Genomic DNA, 14,916 nt, shown 5'->3' with positions numbered 1-14,916 from the left:
AACTCCCGAAGGGCGGCGCAAGCCGCCTTTCTTTTTGGGCCGGGCGCTGTACCGCGCAGGTTTGCGGGTCATCGGCGCAGCCGCATCGTCGAAGGCGCCTGAAACGCTCTCGCGTCATCGCCGGGCCGTCAGGTGAATCGGGGCCAGGCAACGGGACAAGATGTCCCCGTTTTTCCACAGCTGTGGATAAAGTCCTTGTGGATGAAATCAATGTTCCTAGGATGTTCTAATGACCCGGCCGTCATAATCGGGCTCAATCGCCCGCTTCGATTCTCCGCTCCAAGGAAACCGCCCCGTGCCGCCAGGATTCCAGGAAACCGCCCACCTCGCCCAGCTCGACTCGCCCGAGGGATTTGTCGGCCTGCCGCATAACCTGGAAGTCGAGCAGGCGTTGCTGGGCGCGATCCTTGTGAACAACGATGCCGCCAACCGGGTGTCCTTCCTGACGGCCGATCATTTTTTCGACCCGCTCCACCAGCGAATTTACGCGACCGCCATGCGGTTGATCGAGCGTGGCCAACTGGCCATTCCGGCAACGCTGAAGACCTATCTGGAGGCGGATGCCGGGCTGAAGGAAGTGGGCGGCCCGCAATATCTGGCCCGGCTTGCCGCCGCAGGCACGTCCCTGCTCCACGCCGAGGAATATGGCCGGACCATCTACGATCTGTCGTTGCGGCGCCAATTGATCCTGATCGGCGAGGAAACGGTCGAGAACGCCACCAACGGCGATACCGAGAACCCCGCCATTCACCAGATCGAGCATGTGGAGCAGAAGCTGTTCAATCTGGCCGAGAGCGGCCAGGCCGAGGAGGGCTTCAAACCGTTCTCCCGGTCGTTGAGCGTTGCGATCGAGAACATCGAGGCCGCGCACAAGCGCGAGGGCAAGCTGACCGGCGTGTCCACCGGCATGCGCGCCATGGACGATCTGCTCGGTGGGCTGCACAGGTCGGACCTGATCATCCTCGCCGGCCGCCCGTCCATGGGCAAGACGGCGCTGGCCACCAATATCGCCTTCAATGCGGCAAGGCGCTGGCAGCGATCGAAGGTCGAGGGCGAAGACCCGAGCAAGGGCGGCGGCGCGGTGGTGGGCTTCTTCTCGCTGGAAATGTCGGCGGAGCAGCTTGCCTCCCGCATGCTGTCGGAGCAGGCGGAAATTCCCTCGGAGAAGCTGCGGCGCGGCGACATGACGTCAGACCAGTTTCGCGCCCTGGTGCGGGCGTCGCAGGAAATCGAAGACATCCCGCTGTTCATCGACGACACGCCGGCCCTGTCCATCGCGGGCGTCATGTCCCGCGCCCGGCGGCTGAAGCGGCAGCACAATCTTGGCATGGTGGTGATCGATTATCTGCAGCTGGCGCGGCCATCGGGCCAGTCCCGCTCCGAGAACCGGGTTCAGGAGGTTTCCGAAATCACCCGCGGGCTCAAGGCTCTGGCAAAGACGCTCGATGTTCCCGTACTGGCGCTGTCGCAGCTCAGCCGATCGGTCGAGCAGCGCGAGGACAAGCGCCCCCAGCTTGCGGATCTACGCGAATCCGGCTCGATCGAGCAGGACGCCGACGTGGTGATGTTCGTGTACCGCGACGAGTACTACCACGAACGCAAGCAGCCCGAGATGGGCACCCCGGCCCACCAGGAATGGCTGGAGCGCGGTGAGCGCATCCGCGGTGTCGCCGAGGTGATTATCGGCAAGCAGCGCCACGGGCCGACCGGCGTCGCGCGCTTGCACTTCGCCAAGGAAACCACCAAGTTCGGCGATCTCGCCGAGATGGACCACTTGCCGGACCGCACATTTTGATCACAGTCAACAATCCCGTCGCCAATGTCGGACGCGCCACGCTGGAGTTCCTCGCGGATGTCGGGCGGCTGTGCATTTTTGCCGCGCAGGCGATTGTTGCCGTGTTCACCCCGCCCTTCTATTTCGCCAATCTGGGCCGGCAACTGCTGTCCGTAGGGTTCTATTCGCTGCCGGTCGTCGGGCTGACCGCCTTGTTCACCGGCGCGGTGCTGGCGCAGCAGATCTATATCGGCACCGGCAGGTTCAACGCCGAATCGACGGTGCCGACCATCGTCGTTTTCGGCATCACCCGCGAGCTTGGGCCCGTCATCGCCAGCCTGATGGTGGCCGGGCGGGTAGCCGCCGCCATGGCGGCTGAACTGGGCACCATGCGGGTGACCGAGCAGATAGACGCCCTGTCGACCCTTGCGACCAACCCGTTCCGGTATCTCATCGCGCCGCGCGTGCTTGCGGCGACACTGATGCTGCCCCTTCTTGTGCTGATCGGCGATGTGATCGGCGTGATGGGCGGATGGCTGCTGGCCACGGCCTCGCTCGGGTACAATTCGGTGGGTTACCTGCAGCGCTCGCTGGATTTCCTGGAATGGTGGGACGTCATCTCGGGGCTGATCAAGGCCGCCGTATTCGGCTTCATCATTGCGCTGATGGGGTGTTACCAGGGCTTCAACAGCCGCGGCGGCGCCCAGGGCGTCGGCCGCGCGACCACCAACGCCGTGGTGTCCGCGTCGATCCTGATACTGGCAGCCAACTACGCGATCACGTCGATTGTGTTCACAGACTGATGGATAGTCCCAAGCTCAGCCTGCAGGACGTGCGCAAGCGGTTCGGGAGCAAGGTCGTTCTGGATGGCATCGACCTCGATGTCTATGCCGGCGAGTCCGTGGTCATCATGGGCGGGTCCGGCACCGGCAAGTCGGTGATGCTGAAGTGCATCCTTGGCCTGATCCAGCCCGACAGCGGCCGCATCCTGCTCGATGGCCAGGACATCACCCATATCCATGGACGGGAGCGGGAGCAGTTGCTGCGCCGTTTCGGCATGCTGTTCCAGGGCGGCGCCCTGTTCGACAGCCTGCGCGTGTGGCGCAACGTCTCGTTCGGCTTGATCGCGGCACACCGGATGCGCAAACAGGAAGCGCGCGCCCAGGCCGTGGAAATTCTCGCCAAGGTCGGTCTCGCCCCCGAAGTTGGCGACCTGCGTCCCGCCGAATTGTCCGGCGGCATGCAAAAGCGCGTGGCGCTGGCCCGCGCCATCGCCACCAACCCGGAGATCATCTTCTTCGACGAGCCGACCGCCGGTCTCGATCCGATCATGGCCGATGTCATCAACAATCTGATCATCGAGCGGGTTCGCGACCTTGGCGCCACGGCGCTGACCATCACCCACGACATGGCCAGCGCGCGCAAGATCGCCGACCGGATCGGCATGCTGCACGGCGGCAGAATCATCTGGATCGGGCCCGCCGCCGACGTCGATAATTCCGGCAATCCCTATGTGGAGCAGTTCATCCACGGCCGCGCCGAGGGTCCGATCACCATGACCGTGCGGAGAACATAGTGGCGAAGGCCGCGGAAAATTTCGTCTGCCAGAATTGCGGCACGTTCTACCGCAAATGGCAGGGCAAGTGCGACGGCTGCAACGAGTGGAACACCATCGTGCAGGAAATCGGCGCCGATCCGATCCCGCGCGGGCTGACCATCGGCAAGGGCAATGTCATCGAACTGACCGGCTTGACCGGCGAGACCGAGCAGGCGCCGCGGATGGCCACCGGCATCGCCGAGTTCGACCGGGCGTGCGGCGGCGGTCTCGTGCCCGGATCGGCGTTGCTGGTGGGCGGTGATCCCGGCATCGGCAAGTCGACCATCCTGCTGCAGGCGGCCGCCCTGCTCGCCCGCCGGAACGTGGCCTGCGTCTATATTTCGGGCGAGGAAGCGGCCGCACAGATCCGCTCCCGCGCCGCGCGGCTGGGGCTGTCGGATTCGCCGCTCGAGCTGGGTTCGGAAACCAGCCTGCGGAACGTCATGGCCACGCTGGAACAGCGCCGGCCGCAGATGGTGGTCATCGACTCAATCCAGACCCTGTTCGCCGACAATGTGGAATCGGCGCCGGGTTCGGTCAGCCAGGTGCGCGCCTGCGCTCAGGAGTTGATACGGTTCGCCAAACGGCGCCAGTGCACGGTCGTCCTGGTGGGGCATGTCACCAAGGATGGCCAGATCGCCGGGCCGCGCGTGCTCGAGCACATGGTCGACACGGTGCTCTATTTCGAGGGCGAGCGCGGTCACCAGTTCCGCATCTTGCGGGCGGTGAAGAACCGGTACGGCGGTACGGACGAGATCGGCGTATTCGAGATGACCGACAAGGGCCTGGCGGAAGTACCCAATCCGTCGGCGCTGTTCCTGACAAACCGCCGCGAGCCGGTGAGTGGCGCGGCGGTCTTTGCCGGCATCGAAGGCACACGGCCTGTGCTGGTCGAGATTCAGGCGCTGGTCGCGCCGTCGCCACTGGCCACGCCGCGCCGCGCGGTGGTGGGCTGGGACACCGGACGGCTGGCCATGGTGATGGCGGTGCTCGACGCCCGCTGCGGCCTGGGGTTCGGCGGCCAGGACGTGTATCTCAATGTGGCCGGCGGGCTGCGCGTCAGCGAACCGGCGGCCGACCTGGCGGTGGCGGCGGCGCTGATATCCTCATTGACCGATGTTCCCGTCCCCGCCGAGACCGTGATCTTCGGAGAAATCAGCCTGGCGGGCGAGGTTCGGCCGGTGGCACAGACCGACGCGCGGCTCAAGGAAGCGGAAAAGCTCGGCTTTTTCCACGCCTGGCTGCCAAATTCGTCGAAGACCGCCAAGACCAGCCTGCGTCTGACAGAACTGGAGAAGCTGCAGGCCGTCAACGATCTGTTTGTTGTCTGAACGATCATGGAAAGCATCAACACCCTTGATCTCATCATTGTCGCCGTGGTCGGCCTGTCGGCAATCATCGGCATGTTCCGGGGACTGGTCCGCGAGTTGCTGTCGCTGGCGGCATGGATCGGTGCGGGCTGGATCGCGCTGACGCTCTACGAACCAGCCAGGGAGCTGATGAACCGCTGGATCGACGATCCATTGTGGGCTGGCATCGTCGCCGGGGCCGGACTGTTCGTGATCGTGCTCGTGGCGCTGCTGATCATTGCCGGCTTCCTGTCGCGCAATACCAAGCGCGCCAGCATGCTCGGACCGGCGAACCGCATGCTCGGCGTGGTTTTCGGCATTCTGCGGGGCGGCGTTGTGGTCGCGCTGGTCCATATCGCGACCGTTCACGTCATGGGGCTCTATGGGAGCGAAGGCGAGCAGGAAACGGATCCTCCCAAATGGGTGGAAACTTCGCGGCTTATGCCCCATGTAAGGGCCGGTTCGGCTGCGCTGGAACGCCTCGTGCCGAAACACATGCGGCCGGACGCCAAGGCAAAACGGCAAGACTCCCATCACGGAACGAAGGAGCTGTAGTGCATTCGGGAACTGACATGATCCGTGAATCGGGATATACACCCCGACAACAGCAGATACCGAACCTGCTAGTGACGCAACCGGCGGAGTCAGGGCCGAAGTGACGGTATCCACCAATCCATTCGACGACGACAAGCTGCATGAAGAGTGCGGCGTCTTTGGCATCTACGGCCATCCGGATTCCGCAGCGCTGACTGTGCTGGGCCTGCATGCGTTGCAGCACAGGGGCCAGGAAGCGGCCGGTGTCGTGAGCTATGACGGCAAACAGTTCCATTCCGAGCGCGCGCTGGGCCTGGTTGGCGACACGCTGAGTTCGGAAAGCGTCATCGCGTCCCTCCCCGGTGACTCGGCCATTGGCCATAATCGGTATTCCACGTCGGGCGGCACCGTGCTGCGTAATGTCCAGCCGCTGTTCGCCGAATTGTCGGGCGGCGGTTTCGCGATCGCCCACAACGGCAACATCACCAATGCCATGACGCTGCGGCGCATGCTGGTCAGCAAGGGCGCCATTTTCCAGGCCAGTTCGGACACCGAGGTGATCATCCATCTGGTGGCGCTGAGCCAGCAGCCGCGTCTGGTCGACCGCGTGGTCGATGCGCTGCGCCAGATCGAGGGCGCCTATTCACTGGTGATGCTGACCCAGAAGAAGATGATCGGTATCCGCGATCCGCTCGGTATCCGGCCCCTGGTGCTGGGCGAGATGGAGGGAGGCGTTCCGGTGCTGGCATCGGAATCGGTCGCGTTCGATATCATCGGCGCCAAGTATGTGCGCGAGATCGAACCGGGCGAGATGATCGTCTTTACAGAAAATGGCATCCAGAGCCTGCATCCCTTCCCGAAGCAGAAGGCGCGGCCGTGCATTTTCGAGAATATCTATTTCTCCAGGCCGGACACCCTGACCCGCACCGGCAGCGTCTACGAGATACGCAAGCGGATCGGCGCGGAATTGTCGCGAGAGATGCCGGTCGATGCCGACCTGGTGATTCCGGTGCCGGATTCGGGCACGCCTTCGGCGCTAGGGTATTCCCAGGAATCCGGCATTCCGTTCGAGTTGGGCATCATCCGCAACCACTATGTGGGGCGAACCTTTATCGAGCCGACGGATTCGATCCGCCATCTGGGCGTGCGCCTCAAGCACAACGCCAACAAGGCCCAGATCGCCGGCCAGCGCGTCATTCTCGTGGACGACAGCATCGTGCGCGGGACCACGTCGATCAAGATCGTGGAAATGATCCGCAGCGCTGGCGCTCGAGAGGTGCATATGCGCATCGCCAGCCCGCCGACGACCCATTCCTGCTTCTATGGCGTCGATACGCCCGAACGGCACAAGCTGTTGGCGGCGCGGATGACCCATGAAGAGATGGCGCGGCTGATCGGCGTCGATTCCCTGGCGTTCCTGTCCATGGATGGTCTTTACCGCGCTGTCGGCGAGACCGGACGTAACGAGGTTCAGCCGCAATATTGCGACGCCTGCTTCTCCGGCGATTATCCGATTCGGCTGGTCGACCATGATGGCGGGCAGCAATCCCAGTTGTCGCTCCTCGCCGAAGCATGACCCAGCCACTGTCCGGAAAGATCGCGCTCGTTACCGGCGCCTCCCGCGGTATCGGCTATCAGGCGGCGCTCGCGCTGGCTAGGGCCGGGGCACATGTCATCGCTGTCGCCCGCACCATCGGTGGCCTTGAGGAACTGGACGACGAAATCCAGGCCGCCGGCGGATCGGCGACACTGACCCCGCTCGACCTGAAGCAGGGCGACCTGATCGACCGGGCCGGCGGCGCGATTCATGAGCGCTGGGGCAGGCTCGACATCCTGGTCGGCAATGCCGGCATCCTGGGTGAACTGGCGCCGATGAATCACATCTCGCCCAAGGTCTGGGACGAGGTCATGGCCGTGAACCTGACGGCCAACTGGCGGCTCATCCGCGCCTTCGACCCTTTGCTTCGCGTCGCGCCCGCGGGCCGCGCCCTGTTTCTCACATCCACCGTCGGCCACACGCCGCGCGCTTACTGGGGCGCCTACGCCGTCAGCAAGGCGGCGGTCGAGATGATGGTCCGCACCTATGCCGACGAACTGGACGACACCGAGGTCAGGGTCAATCTGCTGAACCCGGGGGCAACCCGCACGGCCATGCGCGCCAAGGCCATGCCCGGTGAGAATCCGGACGCCCTGCCCCAACCTGCCGACATCGCGCCGGCTATCGTGCGCATGGTGTCGCCCGACTGGACGAGCCAGGGCGAGTTGGTGAACTGGCGGGAAATGCGTTAACCCGCGCTTGCTTGGACACCGTCCCGGCATTGGCGGGTCGTGAGGCCGCAGATCGCCGGACCGGTCACGGCGAGACCCTGCCTGTGACTGCCCCAGATTGCTGCGCCAGACCGGCAAGACGACATCTCCCCGAATCTGCAGCGCAGACTAATCTTTATCGGCGAATGGGTTATCCGACTTCTTTAACCTGATTCGGATGGGCGTTCCCCACATGTCGAATGTATCGCGCAAGCCGTTCTGCATGTAGCGGATATAGGATTCCGGCACCTCGTCGGGACGCGAACAGAAGCAGACGAACGTAGGTGGACGAGCCTTTACCTGGGTCATGTAGCGCAGCTTGAGGCGGCGTCCCGCCGGTGCTGGCGGCGGATGGGCCTGGGTCGAGGCGTCGAGCCAACGGTTGAGCCGCGCCGTCGAGATGCGGCTGTCCCATGCCTCATAGGCCTTCATCACCGCCGGCATCAGCTTGTCGAGGCCGCGCCCGGTCAATGCCGAGAATTGCACCAACTGCACCCCGCGGATTTCGGGCATGTCCAGATCGAGCATGTCCTCGACTTCCTTGAGAACGTCTTTCTTGTTCTCCACCAGATCCCACTTGTTGAGCGCGACGACCAGCGCCCTGCCCTCGCGGGCCACCAGATTGGCAAGGACACGGTCCTGACGATCGAGCGGTGATGTGGCATCGACCAGAAGCACCACGATCTGGGCGAATTTCACGGCTCGCAGGCCGTCAGCCACCGACATCCGCTCGAGCTTGTCGATGACCCGCGCCTTGCGGCGCATGCCGGCGGTGTCGAACAATTTGATCCGCTTGCCGTCGTATTCCCATTCGACCGAAATCGAATCCCGCGTCAATCCGGCTTCCGGCCCGGCCAACAGCCGTTCCTCGCCGATCAGCGTGTTGATCAGGGTCGACTTGCCGGCATTCGGGCGGCCGATGATGGCGAGATGCAGAACGCCGTCCTCGTGCTCTACACCGTCCTCGTCGTCCTCGTTGGGGATGATGATCTCGGCGTGATCGGAAAGCGCATCATAGAGTTCACCCATTCCCTGGCCATGCTCGGCCGAGATTTGCACCGGCGTGCCAAGGCCGAGGCCGAATGCTTCGAGATAACCGCTCTCGCCCGCCGACCCCTCCGACTTGTTGGCGACCACGACGACCGGCTTGCCGGTCTCGCGCAGCCACTGGGCAAAATGTTCGTCGAGCGGCGTGATGCCGGCGCGGGCATCGATCATGAACATCACCACGTCGGCGGACTCGACCGCGAGTTCGGTCTGATGGCGCATGCGCGCTTCCATGGAGTCGTCGTTGACGTCCTCAAGACCGGCCGTGTCGATCAGCTTGAACTCGAGGCCGGCGATGCGCGCATCCGCCTCGCGGCGGTCGCGGGTGACGCCGGGCCGGTCGTCGACAAGCGCCAGACGCCGACCGGTTAAACGATTGAAAAGTGTAGATTTTCCGACATTCGGCCGGCCGATGATTGCTGCGGTGAAGGACATCTCGTCATCTTTACCGCATCGCCAGCAGTTCGCCATCGTCGCCCATCAAGTAGAGCGTGCCGTTGGCGACAACTGGTTCGATGTAGTTTCTTTTGCTGGGAATGTCGATGCCGCCCAGATACTCGCCCGTATAGGGTGAGAACGACGCCAGCATGCCGTTGTTGGTCACGACCAGCAGGCGGTCGCCGGCCAGCACGGGACCGGTCCAGGTGATCAGCGCCTTCTTCTTGTTATTGTTCTTGTAGCGCAGCATGTCGGTGACCCACTTGGCCTTGCCGGTCCTGCGCGAGAGGCACATCAGCTGGTTGTCGGCGGTCACGATGTATAGGAAGTCGCCGGCAACCCAGATTTTCTGGGCGCTTGGCACATCGTTTTCCCACAGGCGTGAGCCGGTGGTCAGGTCGATGGCGGCCATGCGGCCCGAATGGCCGACGGCGAACACCGAGCCCCGGTCGATCACCGGCGAGCCATCGATGTCGTTGATCGTCGAAAGCGCGGTCATGCGCCCGACGCGAGTGAGCGAATCCGCCCAGGCGACGCGGCCGTTACTGGCCTGTAGCGCGAACAGCTCGCCCGAGGAGAACGCCGCGACGACCGTGCCGCCGATCACCGCAGGGCTCGCCGCACCGACCAGCCCCGCCGCTTCGGCGATGGCGACGTGCTGCCAGACATTGGCGCCGGTCTCGGCGTTGAGCGCATAAAGCTGGTTGTCGTGGGTCGTGACGAAGACGAACCCTTCCGAGGCGGTCGGCGCACCGCGCAGCGCCACGTCGAATTTGACCCGCCAGATCTCGCCGCCGGTGCGCGGATCGAGCGCCAGCGCCTCGCCGGTGCCGAGCGTGACGTAGAGCTTGCCATTGTCAAAGGCGATGCCGCCACCCGAGGCGGTATCCTCCTTTTCCTTTTCCTTGGGCGCCTTCAGCTTCTGGCGCCAGATCACCGCGCCGCTGTCGGCGCTGAACGCCGAAACTTCCCAGCCCGAGCCCATGGCGAACACCGTACCCTGGGCGACAACCGGCTGCGCCACCAGATTGCGGTTCCTGGTGGAACCTTCCACGCGAGCGCGCCAGATGATGCGGGGCGCCGCGCCGAGCGCGAGGTGATGCATCGCATGGTTGGCATAGCCGCCGGCCTGAGGCCAGTCCGGATTGGCGAAGGGTTGCGGCAAGGTGACGGGCACCGCCTTCAACGCTTCGTCCGGCGTGACCACGTCGTTCAGTTCGACGATGGACTTGCGCTCACCCTCGAGGATGACCTTTTTCTCCTTGCCACTGCAGGATGACAGCAGCGCGACCAGCGCGACCATGGTGACGGCTGTCCAGGCAGCGCTGTGCGCAGAACCGGAATTGCTACGGAACATCGGCATCAGGCGCACCACCTACTCGGTAACCAATTGAGCTTTGATTTCATCAGCCGGGACGCCGAGGACCGCCAGCATCTGCTGTGCCCTGAGCTTGAAGCCGGAATCGGCGGGTGCATTGCCCAGCAGATCCTTGAAGGTTTTCACGGCGGCTTCGCGTTGCCCCATCTTGTACTGGTTGAGACCCCGGAGTTCGGTGACCGACAGGTGCCAAACGTTGTCCTTGCCGGACATGGCCTCCAGCCGCTTTTCCAGCTCGGGTCCGCCGCCGCTTTCAAGCATGAGAGACGCGGCATAATAGCCCGCCAGGTCGCGATAGACCTGATCGACGCCGGAATCGGCAACGATGGCATCGTAGGTTGCCTGCGCGGCCTTGCTGTCCTTGGCCTGGTGCTGCAATTCGGCGATGCGGAAGCGGCCCAGCAGGCCATAACTGTCCGACCCGCTTTCCTCGGCGAGGGCCTGCAGTTTGGGCAGGGCTTCGGTCGCCTTGCCCTCATCGGCAAGTTCGACGGCCGCTTCGAACGCGTTGCCCTGCGCGGCATGGCTGGCGCGCTGCTGATCCTGGAAATAGCGGTATCCTGCGACGAGGGCGATGGCCAGCACGATGACGGCCGCCAGGTACTTTCCATAGCGCTTCAGGAAAGTGACAATCTGCTCTTGGCGGACTTCCTCATCGACTTCGCGGAAGATGTCGCTCACTCAGTGGTCTCCTACTCGGGAACGGGCGGCTACCTTAGCTTGCGGCCCGTGGGTTCGCAAACGCTGAGGCGGCCGAAAACGGTGTCGCGGGGCTAATCCCGCATAGAATATGTATGCTCGCGCGCCGGGAATCGCCTGGCCTTGACCTCTTCGGCATAGTGGGCGGCCGCCTCGTCGATCGCCGCACCCCATTCGGCATAGCGTTTGACGAAGGTGGGCGTGGTTGCGAACAGGCCGATCATGTCCTCGGTGACGAGTATCTGCCCATCCGTTCCCGCGCCGCCGCCAATGCCGATGACCACGTTGTCGACGCTTTGCGTGACCTTCTCGCCCAGTTCAGCAGCGACCGCCTCGAGCACCGTGGCGAACGCACCCGCATCGGCGACTGCCTTGGCGTCGTCGATCACATCTTCCCATTCCGCGCGGCGCCGGCCCTTGGCGGCATAGCCGTGCATGTTCACCTTCTGTGGCTGCAGACCAATGTGAGCCACCGTCGGGATTCCGCGATCGACCAGGAATTCGATGGTCGGTGCCATCACCCTGCCGCCCTCGAGCTTCACGGCGGCACAGCCGGTCTCGCGCATGATCCGCGAGGCGTTGAGGAACGCCTGCTCCGGCGAAGCCTCGTAGCTGCCGAACGGCATGTCGACGACGATACAGGCGCGCGGCGCGCCACGCATCACTGCCTGGCCGTGCAGGATCATCATTTCCATGGTCACGCCTACCGTATTGGGCAGGCCGTGGATCACCATGCCAACGGAATCGCCGACCAGCAGAAGATCCACATAGGGATCGAGCAACTTGGCAACGAGCGCCGTATAGGCGGTCAGGCAGACCACTGGTTCCTTGCCCTTGCGCGCCGCGATGTCGCGCACGGTGACATTGCGCTCTCTCTCGAACTTGGACATGACTACTTCCCGTTCGTCTTGACTGGGGACATCCGATCGGACATCCGGCGCCTTCATAGCATCTGTGCGCTGTCGCTCCAACGAAGTTGACCGATCCTGATGGTTGACGCTTTTTCGAAAAATTTATATTTTACCGGTCAGTTATATAACCATGTGGTAAAAGCCATGGCCACCGACCGCCTGAGCGACACGTTTTTCGCCCTTGCCGACCCTACGCGGCGGGCGATCATGGCGCGCCTCACCCGGGGCGAAGCCTCGGTGACCGAACTGGCCGAACCCTTCGACATGACCATGCCCGCCATTACCAAGCACCTGAAGGTGCTCGAGCGCGCCGGCCTGGTCGCTCGTGGCCGCGAGGCGCAGTGGCGTCCCGTCCGGCTCGAGGCGGCGCCGCTGCGCGAGGTGTCGGGCTGGCTGGAGAACTACCGCCGGTTCTGGGATGAGAGCCTCGACCGGCTCGACGATTATCTGCAGGCCATCCAGAAGGGAGATCCCGATGCCGGACGTCACTGAAGCGATCGCAAGCAATCTTGTCATTACCCGCACCCTTGATGCTCCGAGGGACCTGGTCTGGAAACTCCATTCGCAGGCCGAGCATCTGGCGCGCTGGTGGGGTCCGAAGGGGCTGACCTGGGTGAGCGGAACACTGGATTTCCGCCCCGGCGGCCGGTTCCACTACTGCATGCGCGGCGGCGACGGCTATGAATTATGGGGCAAGTTCGACTACCGGGAGATTGAGGAACCGGCGCGGATCGTCTGGGTGAACGCGTTTTCGGATGCATCGGGCGCAACCGTGCGCGCGCCCTTCATGGCCGACTTCCCGCTGGAAATCCTCAACGTGATCACGTTCCGGGAGGATGGCCGCCGCACTCTCCTGCGACTGCAGAGCGCGCCGCTCGACGCGACGGCGGCCGAATGGGCTGCTTTCAAGGGCTTGCATGCTTCCATGCGGCAGGGCTTTGGCGGCACCTACGACCAGCTGGCAGCCCTTCTTCAAGATATTCAAAGCGAAGGCCAGAACGGCTGATTGTTTGCCATAGGTGGGGACACGTCGATGTTGCGCCGGAAACGCGCGCCGGCATGAATGAGGTCTGGATGCAGAGCCTTGACCGTTGGCACGAATTGCGGGCCAATTGATCCAAGACGAGTGTCCCACGGCAAGCCGCCGCCCCGGAGAGGTTTCATGTGGATCGTTCTTGCCCTTGTTGCCGCCCTCATCGCTGTCGTGCTTCTTGTGGCCGCCATGAAGCCGGACACCTTCCGGGTGGCCCGCAGCATCGCCGTCGGCGCGCCGCCGGAGGCGATCATGCCGATGATCGACGACTTCCATCGCTGGACCGGATGGTCGCCCTGGGAAAAGCTCGATACCGATCTGAAGCGCACCTATGCGGGCGCCGACAACGGGTTGGGCGCTATCTATGCCTGGGAGGGCAAGAAGGCCGTCGCCGGCCGCATGGAGATCGTCGGTATCACGCCGCCCCACCTGGTTTCCATCAAGCTGGACATCACCAGACCATTCAAGGCGAGCAATATGGCCGAATTCTCCCTGCGCCCTGAAGCCGGCGGTACCATCGTGACCTGGTCCATGACCGGCAGGCAGACTCTGGTATCCAGGATAATGAGCATCTTTTTCAGCATGGACAGGCTGGTCGGGAAGGATTTCGAGACCGGCCTTTCCAATATCAGGCAGAACGCCGAACATCAGGAAACGGGAGATCACGGATGAAGAGACTGCTGACGATCTGCGCCATCGCGATGCTGACCGCAATGCCTGCCCTCGCCGCCGGTGAACAGCAGGCGCCGCCAGCCGCCGCCGCGCCGGTTCCGGCGGGCGCCTATACGCTGGACAAGAGCCACGCCAGCCTTACCTTCACGGTCAGTCATCTTGGCTTCTCGCTCTATACGGCGCAATTCACCCGCTTCGACGCCGCGCTGCAGTTCGATCCGGCGAAGCCGGAAGCCGGCATGGTCGAGGCGACCATTGACGCCAACTCGCTGGAGTTGCCCGCACCGCCCGAGGGTTTCACCGAAACCATGAAGGGGCCGCAATGGCTCGACACGGCCAAATACCCGACGATCACCTTCAAGTCGACCAAGGTGGAGCCGACCGGCGAGAACACGGCCACTATCACCGGCGACTTCAGCCTGCACGGGGTGACGAAGCCGGTGACCCTGGAGGCAACCTATAATGGCGGCTATGCCGGCCATCCGATGGATCCGCACGCCCGTATCGGCTTCTCGGCCGAGGGCACGTTCAAGCGGTCGGACTTCGGCATCGCCTACGGTGTGCCCGCGCCCGGCACCACCATGGGCGTGGGCGACGAAATCAGGGTCATGATCGAGGCCGAGTTCAGCGGTCCGCCGCTGGCCGGCGCCGGTGAATAGCGGCCGGAGGCTGTGTTCAGGAACAGCGCCCGCGGGCGCTTGTAGGGTCGTCGAATGATCTATCTCCTCGCGCTGCTGATCGGAATCGTGGCCAGCCTGCGCAGCTTCACCGCGCCCGCCGCGGTGGCGTGGGCGGTCCATTTCGGTTGGATGCCGCTTGAGGATACGTCGTTTGCGTTTCTGGGCCGCGGCATCACGCCCTGGATCCTCGGTATTCTGGCATTGGGCGAACTGATCACCGACAAGCTCCCGGCAACGCCCAGCCGCAAGATTCCCATGGCGCTCATTGCCCGTCTGATCGCCGGTGGCTTTTCTGGCGCGGCTATTGGCGCGACGGGCGGCATCCTGATCGCGGGGCTGGTTCTGGGTATTGCCGGCGCGGCCATCGGGACTTTTGGCGGTCATGCATGCCGGATGCGGCTGGCCGCCATGTTCGGCCGGGACCTTCCGGCCGCGCTTGTCGAAGACGCTGTCGCGGTTGGCGGTGCATTGCTGATCGTGGGCGCCCTCACCTGACC

General features: G+C 63.9%; 16 protein-coding genes. 12 read left to right on the top strand and 4 right to left on the bottom strand.

Annotation, left to right across the window (positions count from 1 at the left end):
• Positions 1-295: 295 nt before the first annotated feature.
• The 7 genes from WJU21_RS01385 to WJU21_RS01355 all read left to right on the top strand — a co-directional run bounded on the left by WJU21_RS01385 (position 296) and on the right by WJU21_RS01355 (position 7,543).
• A complete protein-coding gene (locus tag WJU21_RS01385) occupies positions 296-1,795 on the top strand; it encodes a replicative DNA helicase (RefSeq protein WP_346321587.1) in 1,500 nt (499 codons plus the stop codon).
• Positions 1,795-2,577 (top strand): ABC transporter permease, encoded by a 783-nt coding sequence (locus WJU21_RS01380; protein ID WP_346322431.1) that lies wholly within the window; start codon positions 1,795-1,797, stop codon positions 2,575-2,577. The genes WJU21_RS01385 and WJU21_RS01380 overlap by 1 nt, the downstream gene beginning before the upstream one ends.
• Complete coding sequence (locus tag WJU21_RS01375; RefSeq protein WP_346321586.1) at positions 2,577-3,350, top strand: ATP-binding cassette domain-containing protein; 774 nt, start codon at positions 2,577-2,579, stop codon at positions 3,348-3,350. The genes WJU21_RS01380 and WJU21_RS01375 overlap by 1 nt, the downstream gene beginning before the upstream one ends.
• Entirely contained in the window at positions 3,350-4,702 is a 1,353-nt protein-coding gene (radA, locus tag WJU21_RS01370; protein WP_346321585.1) for a DNA repair protein RadA, read from the top strand. Before WJU21_RS01375 ends, radA begins: the two co-directional genes overlap by 1 nt.
• Positions 4,703-4,708: 6 nt before the next feature.
• Positions 4,709-5,275, top strand: a complete 567-nt coding sequence (locus WJU21_RS01365; protein ID WP_346321584.1) for a CvpA family protein — start codon at positions 4,709-4,711, stop codon at positions 5,273-5,275.
• 100 nt (positions 5,276-5,375) lie between these two features.
• The gene (gene purF, locus WJU21_RS01360; protein WP_346321583.1) at positions 5,376-6,830 is read left to right on the top strand and encodes an amidophosphoribosyltransferase; all 1,455 of its coding nucleotides are present in this window, start codon (positions 5,376-5,378) and stop codon (positions 6,828-6,830) included.
• Positions 6,827-7,543 carry an SDR family NAD(P)-dependent oxidoreductase gene (locus WJU21_RS01355; RefSeq protein WP_346321582.1) on the top strand — a complete coding sequence of 239 codons (717 nt, stop codon included), beginning with the start codon at positions 6,827-6,829 and terminating at the stop codon, positions 7,541-7,543. Before purF ends, WJU21_RS01355 begins: the two co-directional genes overlap by 4 nt.
• Positions 7,544-7,690: 147 nt before the next feature.
• Here WJU21_RS01355 and der read toward each other — a convergent pair whose 3' ends face one another.
• The 4 genes from der to panB all read right to left on the bottom strand — a co-directional run bounded on the left by der (position 7,691) and on the right by panB (position 12,013).
• Positions 7,691-9,043 carry a ribosome biogenesis GTPase Der gene (gene der, locus WJU21_RS01350; protein ID WP_346321581.1) on the bottom strand — a complete coding sequence of 451 codons (1,353 nt, stop codon included), beginning with the start codon at positions 9,041-9,043 and terminating at the stop codon, positions 7,691-7,693.
• A 10-nt stretch (positions 9,044-9,053) separates the two neighbouring features.
• Positions 9,054-10,409: a PQQ-binding-like beta-propeller repeat protein gene (locus WJU21_RS01345; RefSeq protein ID WP_346321580.1), complete on the bottom strand. Its 1,356-nt coding sequence runs from the start codon at positions 10,407-10,409 to the stop codon at positions 9,054-9,056.
• A 12-nt stretch (positions 10,410-10,421) separates the two neighbouring features.
• On the bottom strand, positions 10,422-11,105 hold the full coding sequence (locus WJU21_RS01340; RefSeq protein ID WP_346321579.1) for a tetratricopeptide repeat protein: 684 nt from the start codon (positions 11,103-11,105) through the stop codon (positions 10,422-10,424).
• 92 nt (positions 11,106-11,197) lie between these two features.
• Positions 11,198-12,013, bottom strand: coding sequence for a 3-methyl-2-oxobutanoate hydroxymethyltransferase (gene panB, locus WJU21_RS01335; RefSeq protein ID WP_346321578.1), 816 nt, complete (start codon positions 12,011-12,013; stop codon positions 11,198-11,200).
• A 165-nt stretch (positions 12,014-12,178) separates the two neighbouring features.
• Here panB and WJU21_RS01330 point away from each other — a divergent pair, with 165 nt between their 5' ends.
• The 5 genes from WJU21_RS01330 to WJU21_RS01310 all read left to right on the top strand — a co-directional run bounded on the left by WJU21_RS01330 (position 12,179) and on the right by WJU21_RS01310 (position 14,914).
• Positions 12,179-12,526 carry a metalloregulator ArsR/SmtB family transcription factor gene (locus WJU21_RS01330; protein WP_346321577.1) on the top strand — a complete coding sequence of 116 codons (348 nt, stop codon included), beginning with the start codon at positions 12,179-12,181 and terminating at the stop codon, positions 12,524-12,526.
• Entirely contained in the window at positions 12,510-13,040 is a 531-nt protein-coding gene (locus WJU21_RS01325; RefSeq protein WP_346321576.1) for an SRPBCC domain-containing protein, read from the top strand. Before WJU21_RS01330 ends, WJU21_RS01325 begins: the two co-directional genes overlap by 17 nt.
• 156 nt (positions 13,041-13,196) lie before the next feature.
• Positions 13,197-13,739 carry an SRPBCC family protein gene (locus WJU21_RS01320; protein ID WP_346321575.1) on the top strand — a complete coding sequence of 181 codons (543 nt, stop codon included), beginning with the start codon at positions 13,197-13,199 and terminating at the stop codon, positions 13,737-13,739.
• Positions 13,740-13,780: 41 nt separating this feature from the next.
• Positions 13,781-14,398, top strand: coding sequence for a YceI family protein (locus WJU21_RS01315; RefSeq protein ID WP_346322430.1), 618 nt, complete (start codon positions 13,781-13,783; stop codon positions 14,396-14,398).
• Between the two features lie 54 nt (positions 14,399-14,452).
• The gene (locus tag WJU21_RS01310) at positions 14,453-14,914 is read left to right on the top strand and encodes a DUF4126 domain-containing protein (protein WP_346321574.1); all 462 of its coding nucleotides are present in this window, start codon (positions 14,453-14,455) and stop codon (positions 14,912-14,914) included.
• Positions 14,915-14,916 lie beyond the last annotated feature (2 nt).

This window comes from Emcibacter sp. SYSU 3D8, assembly GCF_039655875.1.
In the GTDB taxonomy this organism is placed as follows: Bacteria; Pseudomonadota; Alphaproteobacteria; order SMXS01; family SMXS01; genus RI-34.
This window is presented reverse-complemented; position numbering and strand designations above follow the sequence as displayed.

What these genes read in the sequence shown, in the direction of transcription:
- WJU21_RS01330 (WP_346321577.1), top strand. Translation starts at nt 12,179, where the DNA reads ATGGCCACCGACCGCCTGAGCGACACGTTTTTCGCCCTTGCCGACCCT.
- WJU21_RS01325 (WP_346321576.1), top strand. Translation starts at nt 12,510, where the DNA reads ATGCCGGACGTCACTGAAGCGATCGCAAGCAATCTTGTCATTACCCGC.
- WJU21_RS01355 (WP_346321582.1), top strand. Translation starts at nt 6,827, where the DNA reads ATGACCCAGCCACTGTCCGGAAAGATCGCGCTCGTTACCGGCGCCTCC.
- der (WP_346321581.1), bottom strand. Translation starts at nt 9,043, where the DNA reads ATGTCCTTCACCGCAGCAATCATCGGCCGGCCGAATGTCGGAAAATCT.
- WJU21_RS01345 (WP_346321580.1), bottom strand. Translation starts at nt 10,409, where the DNA reads ATGCCGATGTTCCGTAGCAATTCCGGTTCTGCGCACAGCGCTGCCTGG.
- WJU21_RS01310 (WP_346321574.1), top strand. Translation starts at nt 14,453, where the DNA reads ATGATCTATCTCCTCGCGCTGCTGATCGGAATCGTGGCCAGCCTGCGC.
- panB (WP_346321578.1), bottom strand. Translation starts at nt 12,013, where the DNA reads ATGTCCAAGTTCGAGAGAGAGCGCAATGTCACCGTGCGCGACATCGCG.
- WJU21_RS01320 (WP_346321575.1), top strand. Translation starts at nt 13,197, where the DNA reads ATGTGGATCGTTCTTGCCCTTGTTGCCGCCCTCATCGCTGTCGTGCTT.
- WJU21_RS01315 (WP_346322430.1), top strand. Translation starts at nt 13,781, where the DNA reads ATGCCTGCCCTCGCCGCCGGTGAACAGCAGGCGCCGCCAGCCGCCGCC.
- WJU21_RS01365 (WP_346321584.1), top strand. Translation starts at nt 4,709, where the DNA reads ATGGAAAGCATCAACACCCTTGATCTCATCATTGTCGCCGTGGTCGGC.
- WJU21_RS01375 (WP_346321586.1), top strand. Translation starts at nt 2,577, where the DNA reads ATGGATAGTCCCAAGCTCAGCCTGCAGGACGTGCGCAAGCGGTTCGGG.